Origin of the sequence: Leptolyngbya sp. FACHB-1624 (genome assembly GCF_047649235.1) — a bacterium.
GTDB lineage: Bacteria > Cyanobacteriota > Cyanobacteriia > Leptolyngbyales > Leptolyngbyaceae > Leptolyngbya > Leptolyngbya boryana.
This window is the reverse complement of the sequence record NZ_CP180258.1, coordinates 985675-1007840: the sequence shown is the minus strand read 5'-3', so window position 1 is coordinate 1007840 and position 22166 is coordinate 985675. Positions and strand designations below refer to the sequence as shown.

General features: G+C 47.5%; 19 protein-coding genes. 9 read left to right on the top strand and 10 right to left on the bottom strand.

Annotated features, from left to right (window positions below):
• Positions 1-4: 4 nt before the first annotated feature.
• The 3 genes from ACMUEV_RS04635 to radC form a co-directional block, all read right to left on the bottom strand.
• The gene (locus ACMUEV_RS04635) at positions 5-1606 is read right to left on the bottom strand and encodes an ATP-binding protein (RefSeq protein WP_199329727.1); all 1602 of its coding nucleotides are present in this window, start codon (positions 1604-1606) and stop codon (positions 5-7) included.
• Positions 1536-5378, bottom strand: coding sequence for a PAS domain S-box protein (locus ACMUEV_RS04630; protein ID WP_199329728.1), 3843 nt, complete (start codon positions 5376-5378; stop codon positions 1536-1538). Before ACMUEV_RS04630 ends, ACMUEV_RS04635 begins: the two co-directional genes overlap by 71 nt.
• 164 nt (positions 5379-5542) lie before the next feature.
• Positions 5543-6268, bottom strand: a complete 726-nt coding sequence (gene radC / locus ACMUEV_RS04625) for a RadC family protein (protein ID WP_190653476.1) — start codon at positions 6266-6268, stop codon at positions 5543-5545.
• A gap of 109 nt (positions 6269-6377) precedes the next feature.
• On the opposite strand from radC, the gene ACMUEV_RS04620 reads away from it, so the two are divergent.
• A complete protein-coding gene (locus ACMUEV_RS04620) occupies positions 6378-7259 on the top strand; it encodes a peptidoglycan-binding protein (protein ID WP_190653477.1) in 882 nt (293 codons plus the stop codon).
• Here ACMUEV_RS04620 and ACMUEV_RS04615 read toward each other — a convergent pair.
• Entirely contained in the window at positions 7256-7957 is a 702-nt protein-coding gene (locus ACMUEV_RS04615; protein ID WP_190653478.1) for a uracil-DNA glycosylase, read from the bottom strand. The two genes, ACMUEV_RS04620 and ACMUEV_RS04615, sit on opposite strands and share 4 nt — an antisense overlap.
• A 136-nt stretch (positions 7958-8093) precedes the next feature.
• Here ACMUEV_RS04615 and ACMUEV_RS04610 point away from each other — a divergent pair, with 136 nt between their 5' ends.
• Both ACMUEV_RS04610 and ACMUEV_RS04605 read left to right on the top strand, forming a co-directional pair.
• Complete coding sequence (locus ACMUEV_RS04610; protein WP_190653479.1) at positions 8094-8750, top strand: phosphoribosyltransferase; 657 nt, start codon at positions 8094-8096, stop codon at positions 8748-8750.
• Positions 8751-8762: 12 nt separating this feature from the next.
• Positions 8763-9089, top strand: coding sequence for a hypothetical protein (locus tag ACMUEV_RS04605; RefSeq protein ID WP_197693235.1), 327 nt, complete (start codon positions 8763-8765; stop codon positions 9087-9089).
• A gap of 23 nt (positions 9090-9112) precedes the next feature.
• Here ACMUEV_RS04605 and hpsP read toward each other — a convergent pair whose 3' ends face one another.
• Genes hpsP through hpsN form a run of 5 tightly spaced genes read right to left on the bottom strand, consistent with a single transcriptional unit; the run spans position 9113 to position 12915 of the window.
• On the bottom strand, positions 9113-10267 hold the full coding sequence (hpsP, locus tag ACMUEV_RS04600; protein ID WP_190653480.1) for a hormogonium polysaccharide biosynthesis glycosyltransferase HpsP: 1155 nt from the start codon (positions 10265-10267) through the stop codon (positions 9113-9115).
• Positions 10268-10274: 7 nt separating this feature from the next.
• Entirely contained in the window at positions 10275-10532 is a 258-nt protein-coding gene (locus ACMUEV_RS04595) for a hypothetical protein (protein ID WP_190653481.1), read from the bottom strand.
• Positions 10529-10729: a hypothetical protein gene (locus tag ACMUEV_RS04590; RefSeq protein ID WP_026148921.1), complete on the bottom strand. Its 201-nt coding sequence runs from the start codon at positions 10727-10729 to the stop codon at positions 10529-10531. The genes ACMUEV_RS04595 and ACMUEV_RS04590 overlap by 4 nt, the downstream gene beginning before the upstream one ends.
• A gap of 48 nt (positions 10730-10777) precedes the next feature.
• A complete protein-coding gene (hpsO, locus tag ACMUEV_RS04585) occupies positions 10778-11941 on the bottom strand; it encodes a hormogonium polysaccharide biosynthesis glycosyltransferase HpsO (protein ID WP_190653482.1) in 1164 nt (387 codons plus the stop codon).
• Positions 11938-12915: a hormogonium polysaccharide biosynthesis glycosyltransferase HpsN gene (gene hpsN, locus ACMUEV_RS04580; protein ID WP_190653483.1), complete on the bottom strand. Its 978-nt coding sequence runs from the start codon at positions 12913-12915 to the stop codon at positions 11938-11940. Before hpsN ends, hpsO begins: the two co-directional genes overlap by 4 nt.
• Positions 12916-13092: 177 nt before the next feature.
• Between hpsN and ACMUEV_RS04575 the strand changes: the two genes are divergently transcribed.
• The 3 genes from ACMUEV_RS04575 (at position 13093) to ACMUEV_RS04565 (ending at position 17766) form a co-directional block, all read left to right on the top strand.
• Positions 13093-14259, top strand: a complete 1167-nt coding sequence (locus tag ACMUEV_RS04575) for a TIR domain-containing protein (protein ID WP_190653484.1) — start codon at positions 13093-13095, stop codon at positions 14257-14259.
• 21 nt (positions 14260-14280) lie between these two features.
• Positions 14281-14421: a hypothetical protein gene (locus ACMUEV_RS04570; protein ID WP_190653485.1), complete on the top strand. Its 141-nt coding sequence runs from the start codon at positions 14281-14283 to the stop codon at positions 14419-14421.
• A 642-nt stretch (positions 14422-15063) separates the two neighbouring features.
• On the top strand, positions 15064-17766 hold the full coding sequence (locus ACMUEV_RS04565) for an AAA family ATPase (RefSeq protein ID WP_190653486.1): 2703 nt from the start codon (positions 15064-15066) through the stop codon (positions 17764-17766).
• Here ACMUEV_RS04565 and ACMUEV_RS04560 read toward each other — a convergent pair.
• Positions 17759-19159, bottom strand: coding sequence for an ABC transporter substrate-binding protein (locus ACMUEV_RS04560; protein WP_242044843.1), 1401 nt, complete (start codon positions 19157-19159; stop codon positions 17759-17761). The genes ACMUEV_RS04565 and ACMUEV_RS04560 overlap by 8 nt on opposite strands.
• Before the next feature lie 36 nt (positions 19160-19195).
• Here ACMUEV_RS04560 and ACMUEV_RS04555 point away from each other — a divergent pair, with 36 nt between their 5' ends.
• From ACMUEV_RS04555 to ACMUEV_RS04545, 3 genes are read left to right on the top strand one after another with little or no spacing between them, the layout of a single operon-like run.
• Positions 19196-20443: an ABC transporter substrate-binding protein gene (locus ACMUEV_RS04555; protein WP_190653487.1), complete on the top strand. Its 1248-nt coding sequence runs from the start codon at positions 19196-19198 to the stop codon at positions 20441-20443.
• Between the two features lie 34 nt (positions 20444-20477).
• Complete coding sequence (locus ACMUEV_RS04550; RefSeq protein ID WP_199329729.1) at positions 20478-21320, top strand: carbohydrate ABC transporter permease; 843 nt, start codon at positions 20478-20480, stop codon at positions 21318-21320.
• Complete coding sequence (locus tag ACMUEV_RS04545) at positions 21317-22141, top strand: carbohydrate ABC transporter permease (protein ID WP_190653489.1); 825 nt, start codon at positions 21317-21319, stop codon at positions 22139-22141. The genes ACMUEV_RS04550 and ACMUEV_RS04545 overlap by 4 nt, the downstream gene beginning before the upstream one ends.
• Positions 22142-22166 lie beyond the last annotated feature (25 nt).

Here is a 22166-nt window from a genome sequence, read left to right as displayed (position 1 = left end):
CCTCTCAAGCCGCAGGAGTCGCGATCAGGGATGAGACGGCTTTGACCAATACATCCGGTTCCGTTGGCTTTGAGAGGTGCATTTGAAAACCTGCGGCTAAGGCTTGCTGCTGATTGACCTCGCCAGCGTAAGCCGTTAGCGCGATCGCTTTAATCGTCCCTCCTTGCTCCAGTGACTGCTTTCTAATTTGCTGAATCAGAGAATAGCCATTCATTTCTGGCATCCCAATATCGCATAACAAGAGATCAGGAATCGATTGGCTCATGAGACACAGTGCCTCTGCTGCCGAAGCTGCGACTGTCACTTTTGCGCCTGCTTGGATCAAGACAAATGATGCCAACTCTCGCATGTCTGCATCATCATCCACCACCAAGACGCAAATCCCGGTTAAATCTGCCGCAGCTTCTATATTCTCGATCTCAGAAGGGGTGTGCTCGATGTGGTTGAGCGGCAGACGAACAACGAAAGTCGCGCCTAGATTAGATCCGGGACTCTCTGCCCAAACGCTTCCACCATGCAATTCAACGAGCTGACGCACGATCGCCAGCCCCAACCCCAATCCCCCAAATTTTCGAGTCGTGCTGCCATCTTCTTGGCGGAAGTAATCAAATACATAAGGGAGAAACTCTGGATGAATGCCTCTGCCCGTATCTTGAACTTGAATGTGCACATGAGCGCCAACCTGCTCTAAGCGCACCTCGACTTGCCCGCCCGATGGCGTGAACTTCACAGCATTCGACAAGAGATTCCAAACGATCTGTTGGAGACGGTTTGTGTCGCCTAAAACTGCTCCTGAAATCGGATTGAGCAGGGTTTGAATGTGAATCTGTTTCGCTTCAGCCGCTAGGTGGACGGTTTCTAAAGCCGCCTCAACCGTCGTCGCCAGATTGACAGGCGCAATGTTTAACGTCATTTTTCCTTGCAAAATGCGGGAGACATCGAGCAAGTCTTCGATTAATTGCGCTTGCAGTTTCGCATTGCGTTCGATCGTTTCCAAAGCTTGGTTCGTTTTCGTGGCATCTAACCGTTTGCACCGCAGCATTTTTGTCCAACCGAGAATGGGATTGAGGGGCGATCGCAATTCATGCGACAACACCGCAAGAAATTCATCCTTGATCCGGTTCGCCGATTCTGCTTTGGCGCGATCGCGTTGGGCGGCTTGATAGAGTTGGGCATTGTCGATCGCGAGCGAGGCACGACGCGCCAATTCCTCAGCTAATTGCAAATCTGTCATCGTGTAGCGTCGTCCAGACTCAGCCGAGATAAAAGAGATGACCCCAATAATTCTCGCCTGAGTTCGGAGCGGCACAGCCATCACAGAACTAAACCCGACCTGCCGTAGAATCTCTAAATGCTCTGGATTACGAGCAGCCTGAACGAGCATTTCATCTAGGATCTCTGGCACAAAATCAGGCTCTCCAGTTCGCAGGGTTAAGGCTGCACCACGAGCCGCATTCGGGTCGAGTGGATACTTTTCTTGCAGCTGATGTGCCCATTCCAGTTTGGTAGGATTGATGTGAGCAACGGCAATCTGGTCAATGCTGATGTGCCCATTCCAGTTTGGTAGGATTGATGTGAGCAACGGCAATCTGGTCAATGGTGCCATCCTCCTCAACGATGTGAACCGTACACCAGTCGGCTAATTCCGGGACGGTTAGCTGTGCGACTCGCTCCAACGTCGTTTGATAATCTAGGGAAGACGCTAGCACTGCACTAGTTTCGGAGAGAAACTGTTGGGCACATTCTAACCTAACGCGTTCCGTGACATCGACCACATAGATCAAGACGCTTTCCACCTGGTGACTCGCGTTGACAGTCGGTAGATAGTAAACGTTGTAGTAACCGGGACGACGATCGTTGCGCCCCGGAGGATTTACGGCAAAGTTAGGTGAAATGAAGGGATCTCCCGTCGTGTAAATTCGCTCAAAGATTTCCACTAATCTGGGGTCGGTTTGACCAAACAGCGTCGAAATTGAATTGCCTAAATGTTGCTCACGGGTTAATCCGTTAATTTCAGCTAAGGCTTCATTGATGGCAACATATCGTTGCTCGGCATCCAGTAAAGCTAAGCCAATCGGAGAGGTTTCAAAGATAGTCGCCAATTGCTGCTGTGCCGCTTCGGATTGGGCACGAGCAAGGCGTTCGCGCTCTAACAACTGTTCTCGTTCCTGTTCGGCTTGCTTGCGTTGCGTGACATCCAACACGAGTGACAAAACCGAAGTCATTCGTCCCGATTTATCTCTGAGGCTGGAGTTGTACCACTCGCAATGCACCACGTTGCGGTCTTTCGTATAATTGCGGTTGTACGAGAGAATATGCGGTTCCTCACCATAAACTAATCGCTGACAGACATCAGCAACCGATTCCAGGTCTTCTTCAAAGACAAACGGAATCTCCATTAAAGGTTTACCCAGTATTTCTTCAGCTTTCCAGCCCAAAATACGTTCTGCACCAGCAGACCACCGAAGGACTCGAAAGTTATCGTCCCATTCCACGACTGCCATCGGCGTATTTTCGACATGGAAATTGAGCTTTTGTAGCGTTTGATGCAAGGTCTCTTCCGCTTGCTTGCGCTCTGTAATGTCAATCACAACGCCAATCGAGTGCTTCGGTTGTCCTTGCGCATCATAGGAGAACTGTCCTCTCACATCGACCCAGTGAATCAAGCCATCTGGCAAGCGCAGGCGATATTCGTGATGGTACTCGGTTCGTTCCGCGATCGCTTGCTGCCACTTTGTCTCTGTTTCTCCCAAGTCATCCGGATGCACGCGACTTGCCCAAAGTTCGTAGCTAGGCTTATCCTCATCAGGCTGTAGCCCCAGAATCGTGAAATGTCCTGATGACCAGAGGAGCGTATCTGCTTGCAAATCCCAATGCCAAGTGCCCATCCGTCCCACTTTCAGCGCAAGTTGTAGGTGAGCTTCACGCTCTCGCAATTCTGCTTCTGCTCGCGATCGCTCTACAGCTAGCCAGGTTTTTTCAGCGATACGTTCCAGTAATTTCCCGTCTTCTGATGTCCACTGCCGAGGAGTAGCATGGTGCAACATCAACAATGCAAGGAACCGTCCTGCCTTCACGAAGGGGACGCACAGCAACGATTTGGTTTGTATTTCAGCAAAAGCAGCGGCTCTTGCTCCAGCAGTTCGAGAATCGCGATCGACATCATCAATCACAATCGTTTTGCCTTGCTGCAATTCAGCAATAATCTCAGACCCAAACAAACTCATCGGCAGTCTACCAACGACGCTCCTGACTTCATTGCAGTAGTCGCGATCGACAAGAACATATTCCTGGGTTGGATCAATTTCACCATAAGTACAGCGAGTGACATTGAAATGATGCCCGGTGGAGCTAACCACCTGCCACATAATTTCTTCAGAGTCTTGCAGGGCACGAATTGCATCATTCAATTCGATCAAGAACTGCTGTTGTCTTTCTTTGCGCTGAAGTTCTACCAGTAAGGCTTCTGCCTGCTGACGGGCTTGTACTTGAGCCGTAACTTCGATTCCATGAATCAAGATGCTATCGATACAACCATCAATGTCTCTTAGCGGCAGAAACACGAAATTGAAAAATCCTTCGACGACATTGCCGTCCCCATTCGGGTTCCAACGAGACAAGTACTCATCTCCTTGAATAATTTCCCCAGTCTGATAGACCCGATCGTAAATCTCAGAATATCCCTGAGCTGCCATTTCAGGAAATACTTCGTGTGCTCTCTTCCCCAAAATGTCTTCGGAACGTCCGGAGACAGCCAGAAACTTAGAGTTTGCCAGTTCAAAGACGTGATCAGAACCCGACAACACGGCAAACATAGCAGGCACTTGCATCAGAATGTCTCGCAGTCGCTGACGTTCATTTTCAGCTAATCGACGGCTAGCCTGCTCTTGTTTGAGAAGTCGATCGCGTTCAGCTTCGATTTGCTTGCGTTCGGTAATGTTGAGCGAGACCCCTAGCATCCGAATCGCATGTCCCGCGTCATTGAGATAGACGCGCCCCTGACTTTTGAGCCAGCGAATTGCACCACCGGGACTGATCACTCGGTATTCCTGAGAAAAGGAGTGGTCACTTGCGATTGCCTGTTCCATCGCTTGCCTGACAAGTTGTCGATCGTCGGGATGAATTACTGCACGAAATGCTTCTGCGGTGCCTACATGCATCCCAAAAATCTCCAGCGCATTTGGAGAACACACCACTTGATTGGTCTCCAAATCGATATCCCAAGCAATCATTGCGGCGGATACGAGGGCAAGCTGTAAGCGTTCTTCTGTCTGCCGCAGGTTTTCTTCAACCTGTTTGAGGTGAGTGACATCTTGAAAGACCACAACGGCTGCTAGAGTTCGCTGCTGCTTATCTAAGATTGGACTGGAACTGACTGAAATAATGCTATAGCTACCATCTTCCTGGCGTAGCTCCATTTTCTCTTGCGTAATGACTTCCCCGGTTTTGAGCGATCGCACCAATGGATACTCATCTGGTGCATAAATTTGTCCATTCGGGCGAAATGCTGCAAATGGAGTCACGGGAACATAGTCCTCTAGCTCATGGGACTGTTCAAAGTCATATTTGACAATTTGTTTGGCTTGTTCGTTTGCAAGCACCAACTTACCAGTAGTAGCATCCGCGATGAAAACTCCCGCAGGCATCTGGTGCAGAACTGCTTCAAATTGCGCCCTTTCCGTTTCCAACGCTTGGAGTAATCGTTCCCGTTCTGCCTCTGCTTGCTTGCGTTCTGTCACATCCCGAAAATAAACGGCGAGTCCTTCTTGCGAGGGATAAGCATTGACTTCTAGCCAGGATTGAACGGGTTCGCCAAACTCTTCCCAGGTCAGTGCGACTTGTTCTGCTACGGCTTGATGCATTGCTCGATAGGCGATTCCGCCAATGAGTTCAGGAAAAACTTCATTCCAAACATTTTTACCCAGCAATTCTTCGGGTAATCGGTGCAGAATTCGAGCCGCTGCCCGATTGACATAGGTGTAGCGCCAGTCTCGATCGAAAGCAACGAAAGCATCGGCAATACTTTCTAGAATGGTTTCTACCTTGCGTTCATTGGTTTGGGCACTTGTATTGAGCAAGCCTTCTAAGCGTGCCTCTAACTCCTGCTTCTGACATTTCAGAGCAGCAATTTCCTGCTGTTGCTCAAAAATTTGAGCTGGAAGCAACGCCGTTGGAGCGTTTGCATAGGTAGATTCGTTAGAATGCTCTGCTTCTAGACTGCGAGCAAAGTGTTCAATGACTTCAGAGCGAGACATTCCCCGTTTTTGTGCTTCTTTATCGAGCGATCGCCAAGCTGTACGGGTAAGAGAAATGCTAATGCGTTGTTTGGTTTCTGCATCCCAATTTTGAACAAACTTACCGGTAGCATCGCGCTTCATAAAGAGTCATCCGTAGGCGTAAACGGCGTACTTTATTAAATCCGAGGTGCGCTTCCTTACAAATCTCCCCTTAGAGTGAGCCTTTCCGTTTCAAACAAAGATTGTAGATAGTTGCGCCAAATCGAGCCAATGGCGTGAAGAAAGACAATCATTCACATCAAAAATCAAACCTCTTGTGCGACTTCATCCCACAACGATGTGGTCTGTCTCAAACTCAGATGATTGCCATTTCCGAGAATGAGATGATCGAGCAATGGAATTCCCAAAAATCGAGCACCTTCGAGCAATTGGCGTGTCAAATTGATATCCTCTGCACTCGGTTCCGTATTACCCGACGGATGATTGTGCGCCACGATTAACCGTGTTCCCCCTTGCCGAATTACTTCTCGAAAAATCTCACGCGGATGTGCTAACGTCTCGGTTGCAGTCCCGATCGTAATCACTTGAGTTGCAATTAAGCGATGCTTCACATCGAGAATCAGCACGGCAAATCGCTCTTGAGACTGCCACATCAATTCATGACTCAAAGCAGCAGCAGCTACATTCGGATCATCAATGACTGTTTTTTCGGGAGGTCGAGATTGATAGACTCGTTTGCCAAGTTCGATCGCGGCTAAGATCGTTGTCGCCTTCGCAGTTCCAACTCCTGACACTTTCGTCAGCTCTGAAATTGTCACTTCTCGCAATGCACTCAACGGATCGCGCTGATGCTGGCTCAGGGTTTGCAAAATATATTGCCCTAGCCCCACAGCGGACAGTTTCCCTGACCCTGTACTCAGCAAAATTGCTAGAAGTTCAGCCGTTGCAAGTGTTTTTGCACCTTGAGCGATCAGGCGTTCGCGAGGGCGTTCACTCTCTGGTAGGTCAGCAATCCGAATTGAATACGTCATGAACCGCGAAATATCACAATTTCTTCATTAATCCCTGACGGTAAATACAATGAGACACTAGCAGAACAAGCGATAATTTCTTCAGATAAAACGTAAGGGAATGTAAAACGTGAGACGGATTTCTGGATGGGTGATGGGGAGCTTGGTGTCAGGAATGATTCTATGTCCAGCGGTTAATGCAGCGCGATCGCAAGACTACACCGTGGCACAATTTCTCTCAGTTCTCAATGGATTAGGGTATGCGGTTCCACTGAATGCGCCAATCGACGATCCGAGAGTTCGGCAAGGCATTCGTGAGTTTCAGTTTCAGTTTCAACTCCCAGTTGATGAAACATTGAATATTCCCACTCAAGACAAAGCAGCAGATATTGTACGCACGCTGCAACTTGGCTTAAATCGGACGGTTCGTCCTAGTCCCGAGCTTCCGGGGAGCCAGTTTTACGGTAAACAAACCGAAGAAGCGGTGAAAAAGTTTCAGCAGCAAAATCGCTTACCTGCGACTGGAATTGCCAATCTTGAAACTCGACGGCGATTGAATGACCTGCTCAATGATGCAGTTCCAAGAACAGAATCCCAAAACTCGCCACCTTCTCAACCTGCACTCCAATCTCCAGCGCTGAGCATTTATACTGATGCACAAATTAAAGCCATCCTGGCGGGGTTTGGCTATGACATCAATCAGAAAGCTCCGTTAACTGATGCCCCAACTCGGCGAGCTATTCGAGAGCTTCAGCAAATTTATGGGCTTTCTGAAACGGGATTGGTCAATCGTGCCACTGAAGAAAAGCTTTCGAGCGTGATGCGAAATCTGCGGAATAATTTGAAAGCGATTTTGCGGAGTGATTTTGCGATCGCACAATATTACGATCCAGCGACTCAAGCCGCAGTCCGACAATTCCAAGCCCGTTACGGATTGCGAGTTACAGGGTTGGCAAATTTAGAAACTCGAAGTCGGCTCGACGATGAAGCGCGCAGATTGAGACGAAACTAATCTGCACCTCTGAGTTGATCGAGTTTTGCTCGCACTGCCTGAATATCTTGCCACATCAGCCATTTCGGTTGACCTTTCTCACGAGATTGGTTTCTGAGCAGATAAGCCGGGTGGAAGATTGGCATGTAAAAGCGATCGTCTTTTTCGATCCACTGCCCGCGAACTTTGGTGATTCCCTGTTTGATTCCGACTAGGGCTTTCATCGCTGTTGCCCCAGTTAAGAGAATAATTTTTGGATCAACCATGCGAATTTGTTCGGCTAAGTAGCCACTGCAAGCTGCTGCCTCGTCAGTCGTTGGCGTGCGATTCTCAGGGGGACGACATTTGACGACGTTACAGATAAAGACATCTTCTTCGGTCGTGAGATTCACTGAAGCCAGAATGCGATCGAGCAACTGCCCCGATTTTCCGACAAAGGGCATTCCCGTCTCATCCTCAGTCTGTCCAGGCCCTTCCCCAACAATCATAATCGGCGCTTTCAAATTGCCGCGTCCAATCACTGCATGAGTTCGAGACGCACCCAAGTCGCAGCGATGACAGCGATTACAATGTGCGCTCATCGCTTCCATCGTTTGATACGTCCCTGTTGGAATCGGAATCTTGGCACTCGTCGGAATCAACTCCGGGTCAAAACTGGGTGGAGCAGAAGGTTCAGCCGCAGGGATATCAAACAGGCTAATTTGTTCGTCGTTCGCCATGAATCGGATCGCGCAGAAATTTATTAACCCATAAATTCTAAAGGGAATTGCGATCGGATTGCGGCAATCGAAAGAAAGAAGACAGAGTTGAAATTCTGGATCTATGCTGAAGATATCCTTCAGGCAGGAGGAACCGATGTTTTCTTCTCAATTGTCTTCGGATACCGTTTTATTTGACGATCGCAAAGATGCGGGGGAACAGCTGGCGCATTTGGTGTTGGAACAAGCGCAGTCGGTCGATGGATCATTTATCGTTTATGCGTTGCCCCGAGGCGGGGTGGAAATTGGTGCGGCGATCGCGCAGGTTTTACATTGTCCACTCGATATTTTAGTCGCGAAGAAGATTACGCGACCTGAAAATCCAGAATTAGCGATCGGGGCAGTGACCGCAGATGGACAAGTCTTAAGGTCGGTTCATTCGAGAATTCCAGGGTGGGAGGATGCGCTAAATCGCGCTTTGGCGAAAGCAAAAGGTCAGTTTGAGCAATTTCGCGATCGTCCGAATGTCACGGCAACGGGAAAAATTGCGCTGCTCGTCGATGACGGGATTGCGACAGGAATGACGATTTCAGTCGCAGCGAAATCGCTACGAAAACAAGAGCCAAAAGAGATTTGGATCTGTGCGCCAGTTGCACCGCAAGTGATGATTCAGCAACTTGAGGGGATTTGCGATCGCGTTTTAGTACTGGCAACCCCGGAACCGTTTTTAAGTGTGAGTCGATTTTATCGATCGTTTCCGCAGGTGGAGATGGAAAGTGCGATCGCGGACTTGAAAAGAACTTTGCAAAGCTGATAAAAGTTAGTGATGACTAACTCTTTGACGCGAGGGAGACAGATGCGGCAGTGGCGCAGTTTTTGGCACACGATCGAGTTTATGAGTCAGGATAATCCGCCTCAATTAGTTGAAACGTTGATGTTGGCGTTATCGATGCTGCTGTTTAGTGTCTGGATTTTTAATTCAGAATTGGCGTATTTGTTGTTGGGATTAGTGTTTACGGTGGGAGCTTGTGCGTCGATTTTGGTGCGCGAGGCGTTGATTCCAGCAGTACGTCCGCGTCCAACGCAGGTAATGGCGACTTTGCTGTTAGGAGTGAGCTTGTACGGGTTTGCGGATTTGCTGTTTGCAAGATAATTCGCGCCTTTGACCGCGCGAATTCATATCAAGTCTTGGTAGGTTTTGATCACTTGTTGGGCGATCGCATCCCAACTGTAATTTTGTTGTGCAAAAATTTGGGCGTTTTTACCGCGTTGGATTTGTTCTACGCGATTTGCTAGTGCTTCTTTTAAAGCTTGCGTTAGGCTCTCCACATTGCATTGAGCGATCCAACCAGAGCGCGATCGCTCAATGTCTTGCCAGATATGAACCTGATCTGAAATCACAACAGGCGTTCCAACACTCATTGCTTCTGCGACTGCGATTCCAAAATTTTCGTAGTAAGACGGTAAGACAAACAAATCTGCTGCTTCGAGCAGTGCCGTTTTCTCACCGCCTGTGACGAAGCCGACGATCGAGGTTTTATCTTTGAGTTGAGAGTATTGAATGCGATCGCGAATCGTTGCTTCGTAGCTTGGATCTTGAGGGTTGCCGCCAGCTAGGACAAAGTGAAAGTTTGAGTCGAGATTTTCCAGCGCGGGGAGTAAGAGATCTAATCCTTTCTTGGGATCGATTCGAGACATGAAAAGCAGAATTGGCTTGTTTGTGGGAATGCCATATTTTTCATGAATTGAACTCGATGCAGAAAGCGGCAAGCTGACTCCTAATGGCAACACGACATCGCGAGTCACTGTATTGAATCGCTCTGAAGTTTTCGCTTCTTGCTCGCTGGTGAAATGAATTGCTGCGGCTCCGGCTAAGTTGGGACGTTCTAGCACTGCTGCATAAAGACGCTTGAGCTGGCGTTTTTTCTGTAAGTCAGCCGGATCGAGGGTTCCGAGAGGTCGAAGAATGTAAGGTAGCTGCTGCGATCGCGCAATAGCTGCTGAGCATGAACTTACAGGAGAGAAGAGTGCGTGAATGTGTGCAAGATCGTAAGCTTTGGCGTTTTTGTGAAGCCATTGGAGAAGCTCGATCGAGAATTTATACCGTCGAAATGGGGAGCATCGAAAGTAGTAAATTTCATAGCCGTTTTGAGCAATAGGAACGCCTAAAGGAACATCCAGTGGAGCTTGTCCGACATCACCGTTAGAGTTGGTTGTCGCGATTGTAATCTCGACACCAGCTTTTGCCAATGCGCTTGACAGCCCCAGCACCATTTGACTAGGCCCGCCATAAACTAAAGAGATTGATGGAACGATTTGTAAGATTTTCATGTGATTTTTAACCCCGCAGGAGTTGGTCATATTCCGCATGGGTTCCAATCCAAAACCATGCAATGTCGTCACCTTCTTCAAGTGCTAGTGCGCGATAGTGTAGCCCGATTCTGACTGACCAGAATTGCCCGACTTTTTTGAAGTGCAATGATGGATAGCGAGAATCCTGCTTGAGTAATTCGTAACAGCGATCGGCAAGTTCCTGAATTTCTTCGGGCAGTTGTCGATAGTAGTACCAGAAATCAGGGGTCGCGCGATATCTCACAGGTCAGTACAGTTCTCTTCTCGTAAATGTTGTCGCGCTCGTTCAGCTAAGTGATTGAGCTTTCCGGCTGCTACATCTTCTTCAAATTGCCGATCCCACAGTTCTGCATCAAATTCAGCAAACCAGATCCGAAAAGCAGCAAGTTCTTCGGCGGACAATTGACGCACAGCCAGTTCGATTTCTTCTAGGTTCTTCATATGCTAAAACTTGGTCATCTATGGGATTCATTCTACCGATCCTATTTTTCAAAGCGATCGATAAAACTCCAACAACTCCTTCGCTAACGCCCGATTCGTATATTTCGCCATTGCTCTCTGATACCCTCGCTGTCCCAAATCCGTAGCGAACTCACGATCGTCCATTAATCGTGCTAGTCGATCGCTCAATTCCTCGACATTTCCTTCTGGAAACACCAAGCCTGAATCTGCAATCACATTCGGAATCTCGCCTGAATCTGATCCAATCACTGGAACCTGACAAGCCATTGCTTCGATCAAGACATGTCCGAATTGTTCCTTCCAGCCGACTGAAGTTAATGTTTTGAACTGATACGTTGTTTCAGAAGGTAAAACTAAGGTATTCATCAAATTGATGTAGCGATAAACCTCGGCATGAGGAACACTTTCAATCCAAATCAAGCGGTCGCTAAATCCGAATTTTTCAGCTTGTTGTTGGATTTCTGCTTTGAGTTCACCTCGTCCGAGTAGAAGCAGTTTCCAATTGCGATCGCGCAATTTCTCCAATGCTTTCACTAACGTCAAAATCCCTTTCTCAGGCACAAATCGCCCAACAAATCCCACGACAAAGTCGTCCGGCTGAATCCCGAATTTTGCAGAAAGTTCCGGCTGAGACTGAGGGCAAAAGAGAGATTCATCAACACCAAGCTGCGGCATGATGCTCATTTTTTTTGTGTAACCGCGATCGCGTAAAATCTTAGCTCCGTCCTGATTTCCAACCACGATTCCGTCTGTATTTTTGAGATTGTATGTCTCAAGTAATGACACCGGAAACTGCAACGTATAAGGCAAATTCCACCACGTAAAAAAGAGATTCTTGGCTTTCAAATTTAAGAGCCGATTCGCAGTAATAAACTGTGCATATGCAAAAGACTTAGACCCTTGCTCAACTTGAATAATATCGGGTCGAAACGACTTCAGTAGCGAAATTAAATCGGCTCCAAATGTAAGTAAGCCCTGATTATTTTGACTGAAATTAGAAATAGGAACAACTCGAAACGATCCTTCTTCGCGATAGCGAGTTTCGATTGTATCTTTCATCACGCCACCCGGTTTCCAACGTTTGGGAACGACGATCGTGACTTCAATACTAGGTTCTAAATTCGCTAAAGCTCGGAGCTTTTCACAATTGAGATCGACGATATAAGAATGACTCGCAACTAGAATTTTCATCGTTTCACCTCATCTCGTCGGCTATAAATTTGTCCGTCATCCCAGAGAGATCGAATGAGTGTCACGATCGCGCTGAAAAATCCCAATGAATAAAAGCAAAATCTCGTGAGGATTTTGAGTGGCGAACCGCTTTTGTGACAAGGCGGACGACCCAACACATGACAGTCAAACAATCGGAAAAAGAAACGTGCTGCTTGCGAAACGGTTAGATTGTTCAATCCCATCAAAAAATGATTGTGATAGAAGGTCATCTGATATTTCAGCGACTTCGTACTGATATCGTGACAGCCGCCCGTTTCCTCACCCAAATGGACTAATGAAGCTTCTGGGTCATACCAAATCATCAAGCCCGTCTTCCGCAACTTCAAACAGAAGTCAGACTCTTCCCGAACTGCACTTCCCCGAAACCGCTCATCAAACCAAACATTATGTTTCTCAAATATTTCGCGGCGATAAGACATATTGCACCCGCGCGCGCTTAAAACCTGCTGCGGTTTTACCGTATGGACTAGATTTAAGTGATACCAAGCGATTCCAGGATCGTGTGCTTCGGGTGGTAAGTCTTGAATCTCTAGCCCTGGTGCAAAATCAGCGAGCTTCATGCGATCAAAGACTCTGCCCGCAACTGCACCAATCTCTGCTCTCTGATAGTTCTTGGCATGTGCGGCTAAATATCCCGGCTCTAACTGCACATCATCATCAATGAAGAGAAGGATTTCACCTTGCGATCGCCGTACTGCATAGTTTCTCGCCCCTGGTAAGCTTGCCCAATCAAGCTTAAACCAATGGATTTTCCCCACTTCTGCTAGGTCTTCGAGGAACTTCTGCACATCGGGTTCATGTACAGGAGTTTGATCGACGACTAGCACTTCGTAGTGAGGATAATTTTGTTTTAGAACATCAATGATTGTGTCGCGCAGAGGTTCTTCACGCCCATACGTGGGAATGACGACCGAGATAAAGGGCTGAGTCATAACGGGGCTAGCAAACAACGCCGTTAGTGTTCCCAGAGTTGCAGACTCTAAACCTTAGACGAAAGCGCTAATTAGGATTTAGGATTGGCGTGTCGTTTGACGCGATCGCTAAATTTCTCGTGGATAATAAGCAGGTGGATTCCACTCGACGTTTGCCCCAGACGATGAACTGCCCCGATGACTTCACCCCTTTCATTGTTTTATTCCTATTCTCACAAGGATGAGGATTTGCGCGATCGACTTGAGGCGCATCTTGCAACGCTGAAGCGGCAAAATTTGATTCAGCAGTGGCACGATCGTAAGATTTTGCCGGGTGAGAAATGGGCGGGAAAGATTGATGAGAATTTGGAGGCAGCAGAAATTATTCTGTTGCTGATTAGCTCTGACTTTATTGCGTCGGACTATTGTTTTGAGTTGGAAATGAAGCGGGCGATCGAGCGACATAAGGCAAAGGAAGCGATCGTGATTCCGATTGCGCTTCGTCCGGCAGATTGTACAGGGCTACCGTTTGCTGAGATTCAAGGATTGCCGAAGAATTTTAAGCCTGTGACGACTTGGGACAATCAGGATGAGGCGTTTTTGAATGTCGTGACTGGAATTCGGGCAGTTGTTCAGCGAATTCAGGAACGCAAAGCGGTGCGATCGCTGAAAAATCCGTTTGAGCCGTTGAGTGGCAGGGTCGATGATCCGATGCAGTTTTTTGGACGCGATCGGGAATTGCAGCGAATTTTTGAATTGTTGGAAAGTCGTAATAGTGTGGCGGTAATTGGCGATCGAGAAATTGGCAAATCGTCTTTGCTGCGGGCGGTTTATCGCGATTGTCAGACACGGTTGGGGCGAGTGCCGATTTATCTGGATTTGAATTCGATCGAGAGTGATGAGGATTTTTATGAGGAGTTATGTCATCAAGCAGGGGTGGCGACTTGTCAGGGGGCGCGGTTGAAGCGATCTCTTTCCGCTAAGCGGCTGGTCTTGCTGCTGGATGAGGTGGAGAAGATGACCTGGCAGGGGTTTACGCATGGACTGCGATCGCAGTTGCGGGGATTAGCAGAGGGGGCGGATGCGCCGTTGCGGTTGGTTTTGGCGGCGGGGAGTTCGCTGGATCGGTTGTTTCCAGATGGGCAGGATGGGATGACTTCGCCGTTGGCGGGGATTTGTTTGGAGGAGAGGGTGGAGAGATGGGGAGATAGGGAGATGGGGGAATTTGTGGCGAGAAAGTTGCGGGGATTGCCGCTTCAGTTTACGTCGGAGGAGATTGAGCGATTGATTGAGGAGAGTGGGGGGTATCCGAAACGGCTGATGCGGGGAGGGTACGAGTTATTTCGGCAGTATCAATACAGGTAGGGGAGTGTTTTTGCTGAGAAGATGACGAGATTTGTGATGAATGGCTTAGCGTTCGTCGGTAAGGTTGGAAGGTTCGTGACGAATTGCGCGATCGTCGTTGAGAAGATTGCGGGGTTCACGGAGAATGTTGCGATCGTCGTGATGACAGAGATGATGTTCTGAGTGTCGATCGTATAGTTTGTTGAATCGAGAAGATGTTTGTCAGAGAAGGCTCAAGAGGATGTTTGAAACGTTTCGTTCATCGCATTCACCCGCCCCCGGAATAAAATTCGGGGCTAGTTGAATAAAGTCTACTGAAGGGACTAACAGCCAATTAGAATGGGGTCTTCAGTCCTTTTCAAAGGACTTCGCACTGTTAGCCCCGACTTTCAGTCCGGGGCGAGCTAGAACGGAGCTACAGAACCAAACAAGGAAACTACCCGAATTATTTCACTTCGCAAAGCTTTTCCCTACGAGCGAAACCTCTACGAACAATATCTCAAGAACGAATTAGGAGAACGTTACGACTCAGCATACTGCATTGAAAAATTAGCGGCATCGATTTGGTCTTGCTCAGTCCAGTAGTCGCGTTGCTCGATCGCAGGTAAAATCTCGCGCACAAATCGATTCAGAACCCTTGTAGCGAGTCGGAGTTATTCAGTTGGAGAGAGCGTTTGAACAATCTCGTCATAGACTTTTTGAGCCGTTGGAGAGAGCGCTTGAATAATTTTGTTGTAATCCTCTTGAGCATCAGAGGACATATACAATTCTCCTAGTCGTCATTCAGACAGCCTAACACTTCTATCAATCTCGATCGCCCAATCTATGAGCCAGCCCGTCCCTAAGCTTGATCTCGCCCCAAAGCTGCGTCGTCCGCTCTCGCTGTGGAACCCGTTAGATTACGTGCGCTTGCTGTACTGGGTGTTCTACTTTCCGCAGGCACTCCGATGGTATGTGAATGAATTTGCATGGCGTGAGACAGCCTTTGATGATATCAAGTCTTGGCATGAGAAGCTCCAATGGGTTTTTAATAATCCAGTTCAAGCAAAACTGTACCTGCAAGGGTTAATTCTGCAAATTGCGACTCCTTTTCTAATCTGCTACTTGCTTGAGGTGGCAGGATTATCTGTAAGTTGGTTTCGTGTAGCTTTAGGTACAACTTTAGGTGCTGCTTTAGGTGCAACTCTTGCTTCTAACATAACTTCTGGTGTGGCTTCTGGCATAGCTTCTGGCATAGCTTCTAGCATACCTTCAGGCGTTGCTTTAGGCATTAGTTTAGGCATTGCCTTAGCTTCTTACACGGCTTTTAGCGTGCTGATAATCTCAGCTTTTGGTGTGGCTTCTGGTGTGGCTCTTGGTGTGGCTTTTGGTGTAACTTCTGACATACCTTCAGACGCAGCTTCAGACACAGCTTTTAGCATGGTGGTTAGCGCATCTTTTTTTGTGGCTATTGGCATAAGTGTTGGCGTAATTTCTGGCAGAGTTGTTGGTGCGGTGGTTATCGCGGCTTTTGGCGTGCTGATGGTCGCGGCTTTTGGCGTCGCTATATTACGTCCTGAGAACTGGCTCTGGGGGTTGCATCCTGGAATACGAAGGTTTCAACAGCAGCAATGGCTACTTCCTCGCATCACGCTTTTACCGATTCCTTCAGTTGAACAGCGGATATTTGCTTGGATGCAGCAAGATTGGGAAGCTGGCTTGAAGATTGCCAATGAACTACTAACATACACACTACAATTTACTATCGTTATTCAAGCAGTTAATTCGGTTCTTGCAAAAACTCCTCCTAACAGCGCGATCTCTCAAGTTGCTTCTCTTTCTGATCTCATTCGGAATCAAGAAATTGTCAAATACGCTTCTGTCTCTCTTAACACAGCTATAAAAGCCGAATGCATTGATACTCTCCTGATTCTGCCAAAAATCATCAAGCAGATATTTCCCGAAAAAGTAAATACGAACTTTCGGTTTAATTCACCAACTCGCGCTGCTGCCGCTGGTTTTTGGTTTCTTTACCAAGAAGATGCCAAAATCGCGATCGAAGCTTTCCAAGTCGTCGAAGATCTTCCCCACGGCAAAGAAATGCTCCTGCTCGCCACGATTCTCGATCGTGCTCAAGTCTCAGACCTTCAGCAAATCGCAACCTTAAACCTTCCCCCCACTCCCCACCCCCCACTCCTCCGCCCCGAAAGCTGGAACGCGATCGCCGCTATCCGCCGCGCCTCCGAAGATATCCGAGTCGTCTGCAATGCCGCATCTCGAACCGCTAGAGCTTTCGCCTCAAACCGCGCTTTAGGCGATCTCAACTCCATCCTCGAAGCCCCCGACCAACTCCCCAAAGCAGAGCGAAAACTGATTTTATCGATCGCCCGAACCTGGCGCGATTCTCTCCTCAAGTCCGTTGGCGAAATCGGCAGAATCGAAATCCTCAAACCCGTCCAAAATCCCTATATCGCAGGCGACCCCGTAGAAGGCAGCCTCTTCGTCGGACGCGATGACATCCTCAAACAACTCGAAGAACTCTGGTTCATGAGCGATCGACTCCAATCCGTCGTCCTCTATGGTCATCGCCGCATGGGCAAAACCTCACTGCTTCGCAACATCAACGATCGCCTCGGCTCCAACACCCAACTGATCTACGTCAACCTCCTCAACCTCGGCGAAGTCACCCAAGGCGCAGGCGAAGTCCTCCTCTCCATCTGCGACGAAATCGCCCAAGCCACCAACCACCCCGCTCCCTCTGACACCGATCTGATCAATCTCCCCTATCCCACCTTCCGCCGCTACCTGCAATCCCTCATCCAATCCCCCGACTCCAAAGGACTAATCATCGCCCTCGACGAATTTGAAAAACTCGAAGACCTGATCACAGCCGAAAAACTCAGCCCCGACTTTCTCAGCTACCTGCGCGGACTCGTCCAAATGAGTCCCAAAATCGCCTTCGCCTTCGCCGGACTCCACACCCTCGAAGAAATGACCGAAGACTACTTCAGCCCCTTCTTTGCCAGCGTCATCCCGATCCGTTTGAGCTTCCTCGATCGAGCTTCCACCCGCCAACTCCTCGCCAACCCCTCCGACGACTTCCCCCTCGACTACGCCCCCGACCTCTACGACGAAATCTTCGACCTCACCGCCGGACAGCCCTACCTCGTCCAACTCCTCGGCTTTCAACTCGTCCGCCGCTACAACGCCCAAGTCTTCGAGCAAGGGCGCGACAGATCCCACCAATTCTCGATCGACGATCTCACCACCATCACCGAAAGCTCCGACCTCTACGACAACGGACGCTACTACTTCACCGGAGTCTGGCAACAAACCGCCCAATCTCCCCCCGGACAGCAAGACATCCTCAAAGCGATCGCTCACCAAGGTCTATCCCGCGACGTTCTTTTACAACAATTCGACCCCGCCCAATTTGATACCGCGATCGAAGCCCTTCGCCGTCACGATGTCGTTCACGAAGTGAATCAAACTTGGTGCATCAAAGTCGAACTCTTTCGGCGTTGGGTCGTGAAATATGCGCTTACTTAAAGATCAAATCGAGTCGTTGTTGTGAGGATTTGAGAGCAGCTTCAGGAGTAGCACGATCGAGTAATGTCGCTTCGATCGCGCGTCCCAAGTTGTCAGAAATGCGATTGTAACCGGGGAAAATCGGACGAGATTTACCAAATTTTGCTTGATTTAGGAAGACATCAACCGCAGGCTGTTTCGCTCGAAACTCCTTATAAGCTTGGCTTTCACGGGATTTTAAATTAGTTGGAAGATAGCCAGTCCCGATCGCCCATTCGGTCTGAAACGCTTCGCTCATGACAAATTCGGCAAATTTTAATGCGGCTTGTTCTCGTTCTGGCTTGGATTTGAAGAGGAATAAATTCTCGCCTCCAATAACGGTTGCAGGTTGCTTTTCAGACGGAATCGGTAACACTCCGAAATCAACTTTTGTAGCTTGCAGTTGCCCAAGTGTCCAAGGCCCTGAAAGCTGCATTGCGACTTTGCCAGCAAGGAAGCTGTCTAGCTCATAGCCGCGTTCGGGTTGAGAGAGAATTGCGGAACCATCTTGCATTAAGTCGCGCCAGAAGTTGAGAGCAGCGATCGCTCCCGAATTTACAATATTTAACTGCCTTAAATGAACTGAACTCACATCTGCTCGTCCATCCATCATCATCTGTTGACCGATATTTGATGAAGAGTTTGAGGATTGCTGCTTTGTTGTTTCATTTAATTTTTTCAAAACGACTTCAGCAATTTGAGGAGTTGCCAGTTCCCCACCGCCGCTAAACATAAAGGGAAGCCAAGTAAAAACTGTCCATTCACCTTTGCCTAGCGGTAAAAGCATTCCGAATCGATCTGCTTTTCCATCTCCGTTTGTATCGCGAGTCAGTTGTTTTGCGACGGAGCGAAACTCTGTCCAAGTTTTTGGCAGGTCTTTGATGCCTGCTGCTTTGAACAGACTAGGGCGATAGTAGATGCCAACATTATTCGTGCTAAATGGAATCGACCAGGTTTTACCCTCGTAGTTTGTTGTTTCTTTGAGCGTGGGGTCGAGTTCAGATTTGACAGGAGGATCGAAGTCATCAAGCGATCGCAGTGCATTGAGTTCAACCAATTGCCCGGTAATCATCGGCGCAAACCACAACATATCAGGAGCCGCATTGCCAACGACTGCCGCCAGAATTTTGGGCATTTGTTGGTCGCCTTGTCCGACGTAGAGTGATTCGACTTGGATCTTGGGATTTTGCTGATTAAAGCGATCGACGAGTTTTTGCAGCACATCCCGATTCGGAGGCGGATTCACGCCTTGCCACAAAGTCAGGTGAATCACGCCCGATGCCTGAGTCGATTGGCAACTGCTGAGGCACAGACTGAGACAGACCATTCCCATGAAGAAGATTGATTTCAGCAGGCTTGCAAACCGAGACGGCATGATTAGGATGAAAGAATGACTTCAGATTACAAGTGTATGAGGAAATTGCTTTCTTGTTCGATCGCGATCAGTTTAGTTTTCTTCACGTTAGGCTGTCGATCGCAGTCGGATCGCAAAATTGAAATTACATTAAGCGGATGGCAAAGTAATCCGAATGAAGGGAAATTACTCGACAAAGTTATTCGAGAATTTGAGGCGAAGAATCCAACGATTCGAGTCAAACGAGAAGTGATTAATAGCCAATATATGGATGTAATCCGAACTCGTTTAATTGGTGAAGTTGCGCCAGATGTCTTTTATCTCGAAGCATTTGAAGCACCGACATTAATTAAATATGGCGTATTAGAACCGCTCAATTCATATATCAAACCAGATTTTAAACTGGACGATTTTGAACCCAATCTATTAAACGCATTTAAGCAAGGTAATACCGTTTACGGAATCCCAAAAGACTTTTCAACACTCGCTCTTTTTTATAATTCAACTGAGCTAAAAAATGCTGGATTCTCGAAACCTCCAAAAACTTGGAGCGAGTTGACAGATTATGCGAAGAAATTAACGATCGATAAAAACAAAGATGGCAAAATCGATCAGTACGGAATCGGAATCGCTCCAGAATTGCCGCGCCAAGCTTTTATGATCAAAGCCTTTGGCGGCAGTCTCGTTGATCAGAATAATAACGCTGCATTTGCAAGTTCAAATGGCATTCAAGGCTTGCAGCTTGTAATCGATCAGTATCGCCGCGATCGCTCTGCTGCTCAACCCTCCGATGTCGGCGCAAACTCAAACAGCGAAGCCTTTGGGCAAGGTCGAGTCGCAATGGCGATCGAGGGCGCTTGGGCAGTCCCTTACTTAAAAGAAACATTCCCAAATCTGAAATTTCAAACTGCAGAGATTCCTACGATTAATAACCGAAATGGAACAATGATTTTCACAGTCGGATATGTAATGAATCGCCAATCCAAGCATAAAGATGCAGCTTGGAAATTGATTCAATATTTAACGAATCAATCCGGAATGAAAGCCTGGGCAAATCAAGGCGTTGCGCTGCCTTCTCGTCGCTCAGTTTTAGCAGAATTAAAATACGATCGTAATCCAATTTATGCACCACTTGTCGCAGGCGCAAAATATGGAACAATCTGGCAAGCAGGCGAAACTCTGCCAACGATTATGACCAATTTTGATAATCAGTTTGTTAGTGCCCTATTAGGACAACAAACTTTGCCCAATGCAATGAAGCGCGCCCAGGAAACTGCCAACCGTGAAATCTATTTATCAAACTAAGAAACTTAGAGAAGCGATATCGGGTTACGCATTTATGACCCCAACGATTATTATCTTGGGTGTCTTTTTGATGCTGCCTGTCATTTACGCGATCGTTCTTGCTTTCTACAAAGTTCAATTGCTCGGCGAAGTCAATTACAACTTTACAGGATTGAAGAATTTCATCCGAATTCAAGATGATGAAAGAGTTCGGATTGCTTTACTCAATACGATTCAATACGTCTCGATCGTTGTACCGATCCAAACAATTCTCGCACTCGTTTTAGCACTGTTATTGAATGCAAAGATCCGAGGTAAAAGCTGGTTTCGAGTTGCTTTTTTTCTGCCCACCGTCACATCATCAGCCGTTCTCACACTGATTTTCATGTGGATTTACAACTCGAACGGATTACTAAATGGATTTCTAAGCGCGATCGGGCTGCCGACTTACAACTGGTTAGGCGATCCACAAGTTGCACTCAAAGGCATCATGTTGATGAATATTTGGGCAACTGCTCCGCTATTTATGGTGATTTATTTAGCCGCACTTCAAGACATCCCGGAGAGCTTATATGAAGCCGCTTCAATTGATGGAGCAACAGCTTGGGAGAAGTTTTGGTGTATCACATTGCCCTTTCTAAAACCTGTCACATTCTTTGTGATCACGATGGGAATTATTGGGACATTTCAACTATTTGATCAGTCTTATATTTTCTCAAACGGATCGGGTGGCCCTGACAATGCAACTTTAACCATTGTTCTTTTGATTTATCAGTACGCCTTCAAAAGTTTAGACATGGGATATGCGCTGGCATTAACTCTAATTCTTGCTTTGGTGATCATGACTGCAACTTTGATTCAGCGCGCTTTATTCAAAGAAGAGAGATTAGATTCATGAAAACAAAATGGCTAATTTGGGTAATGTATGCGGGACTCATTCTTTATGCGATCGTCACTTTTATTCCCTTTCTCTGGGCGCTTTCCGCTTCATTCAAACCCCTCGCTGAAATTTCCGGGAGCGGCTCAAACTTTATCCCAAATAATTTCACATTCGAGAATTATCAGCAGATTTTTTCGCGCGAACCTTTGTTCGGAAGATGGCTATTAAATAGCGCGATCGTAGCTGCGATAGTCACAGCTTTCAATCTTTTATTTAATTCAATGGCAGGCTATGCCCTGGCTCGAATTCGATTTCCAGGAAATCGCTTATTTTTCTTTCTAATTCTGGCTGTATTAGTTGTCCCGGCTCAAATTACACTCTTACCAAAATTTCTCATTCTCAAATCATTAGGCTGGCTGAATTCCTACCAGGGTTTAATTATTCCAACCGCCGTTAATGCCACATTCATTTTCATGATGCGACAGTTTTTTATTAACTTTCCAAAAGAGTTAGAAGAAGCTGCTGAACTGGACGGACTGAATCGATTTGAGACATTCTTTCAAATTGTTTTACCGCTTGCAAAACCTGCACTTGCGGCACAAACTATTTTTATTTTTATGGGGTCGTGGAATGAATTTCTGCTTCCACTGGTCGTCATGTCTAACCCCGAAATGTTTACTTTACCAATCGGTCTAAATGCCTTCAAAGGTCAATACATTACCTACTGGAATTACATCATGGCAGCCTCAATGATATTCACTCTACCTGCTCTCGCAATCTATGCCTTTTTCAATCGCTATTTCATTCAAGGTGTCACCTTCACAGGCGGCAAATCCTAGCCGAAATTTCTGCTCATCCGATATC

What these genes read in the sequence shown, in the direction of transcription:
- radC (WP_190653476.1), bottom strand. Translation starts at nt 6,268, where the DNA reads ATGACGTATTCAATTCGGATTGCTGACCTACCAGAGAGTGAACGCCCT.
- ACMUEV_RS04635 (WP_199329727.1), bottom strand. Translation starts at nt 1,606, where the DNA reads ATGGCACCATTGACCAGATTGCCGTTGCTCACATCAATCCTACCAAAC.
- ACMUEV_RS04590 (WP_026148921.1), bottom strand. Translation starts at nt 10,729, where the DNA reads ATGAAGAACCTAGAAGAAATCGAACTGGCTGTGCGTCAATTGTCCGCC.
- hpsN (WP_190653483.1), bottom strand. Translation starts at nt 12,915, where the DNA reads ATGACTCAGCCCTTTATCTCGGTCGTCATTCCCACGTATGGGCGTGAA.
- ACMUEV_RS04560 (WP_242044843.1), bottom strand. Translation starts at nt 19,159, where the DNA reads ATGCCGTCTCGGTTTGCAAGCCTGCTGAAATCAATCTTCTTCATGGGA.
- ACMUEV_RS04630 (WP_199329728.1), bottom strand. Translation starts at nt 5,378, where the DNA reads ATGAAGCGCGATGCTACCGGTAAGTTTGTTCAAAATTGGGATGCAGAA.
- ACMUEV_RS04575 (WP_190653484.1), top strand. Translation starts at nt 13,093, where the DNA reads ATGACTTCACCCCTTTCATTGTTTTATTCCTATTCTCACAAGGATGAG.
- ACMUEV_RS04550 (WP_199329729.1), top strand. Translation starts at nt 20,478, where the DNA reads ATGACCCCAACGATTATTATCTTGGGTGTCTTTTTGATGCTGCCTGTC.
- hpsP (WP_190653480.1), bottom strand. Translation starts at nt 10,267, where the DNA reads ATGAAAATCTTACAAATCGTTCCATCAATCTCTTTAGTTTATGGCGGG.
- ACMUEV_RS04610 (WP_190653479.1), top strand. Translation starts at nt 8,094, where the DNA reads ATGTTTTCTTCTCAATTGTCTTCGGATACCGTTTTATTTGACGATCGC.
- hpsO (WP_190653482.1), bottom strand. Translation starts at nt 11,941, where the DNA reads ATGAAAATTCTAGTTGCGAGTCATTCTTATATCGTCGATCTCAATTGT.
- ACMUEV_RS04565 (WP_190653486.1), top strand. Translation starts at nt 15,064, where the DNA reads ATGAGCCAGCCCGTCCCTAAGCTTGATCTCGCCCCAAAGCTGCGTCGT.
- ACMUEV_RS04555 (WP_190653487.1), top strand. Translation starts at nt 19,196, where the DNA reads ATGAGGAAATTGCTTTCTTGTTCGATCGCGATCAGTTTAGTTTTCTTC.
- ACMUEV_RS04615 (WP_190653478.1), bottom strand. Translation starts at nt 7,957, where the DNA reads ATGGCGAACGACGAACAAATTAGCCTGTTTGATATCCCTGCGGCTGAA.
- ACMUEV_RS04570 (WP_190653485.1), top strand. Translation starts at nt 14,281, where the DNA reads ATGACGAGATTTGTGATGAATGGCTTAGCGTTCGTCGGTAAGGTTGGA.
- ACMUEV_RS04545 (WP_190653489.1), top strand. Translation starts at nt 21,317, where the DNA reads ATGAAAACAAAATGGCTAATTTGGGTAATGTATGCGGGACTCATTCTT.
- ACMUEV_RS04605 (WP_197693235.1), top strand. Translation starts at nt 8,763, where the DNA reads ATGACTAACTCTTTGACGCGAGGGAGACAGATGCGGCAGTGGCGCAGT.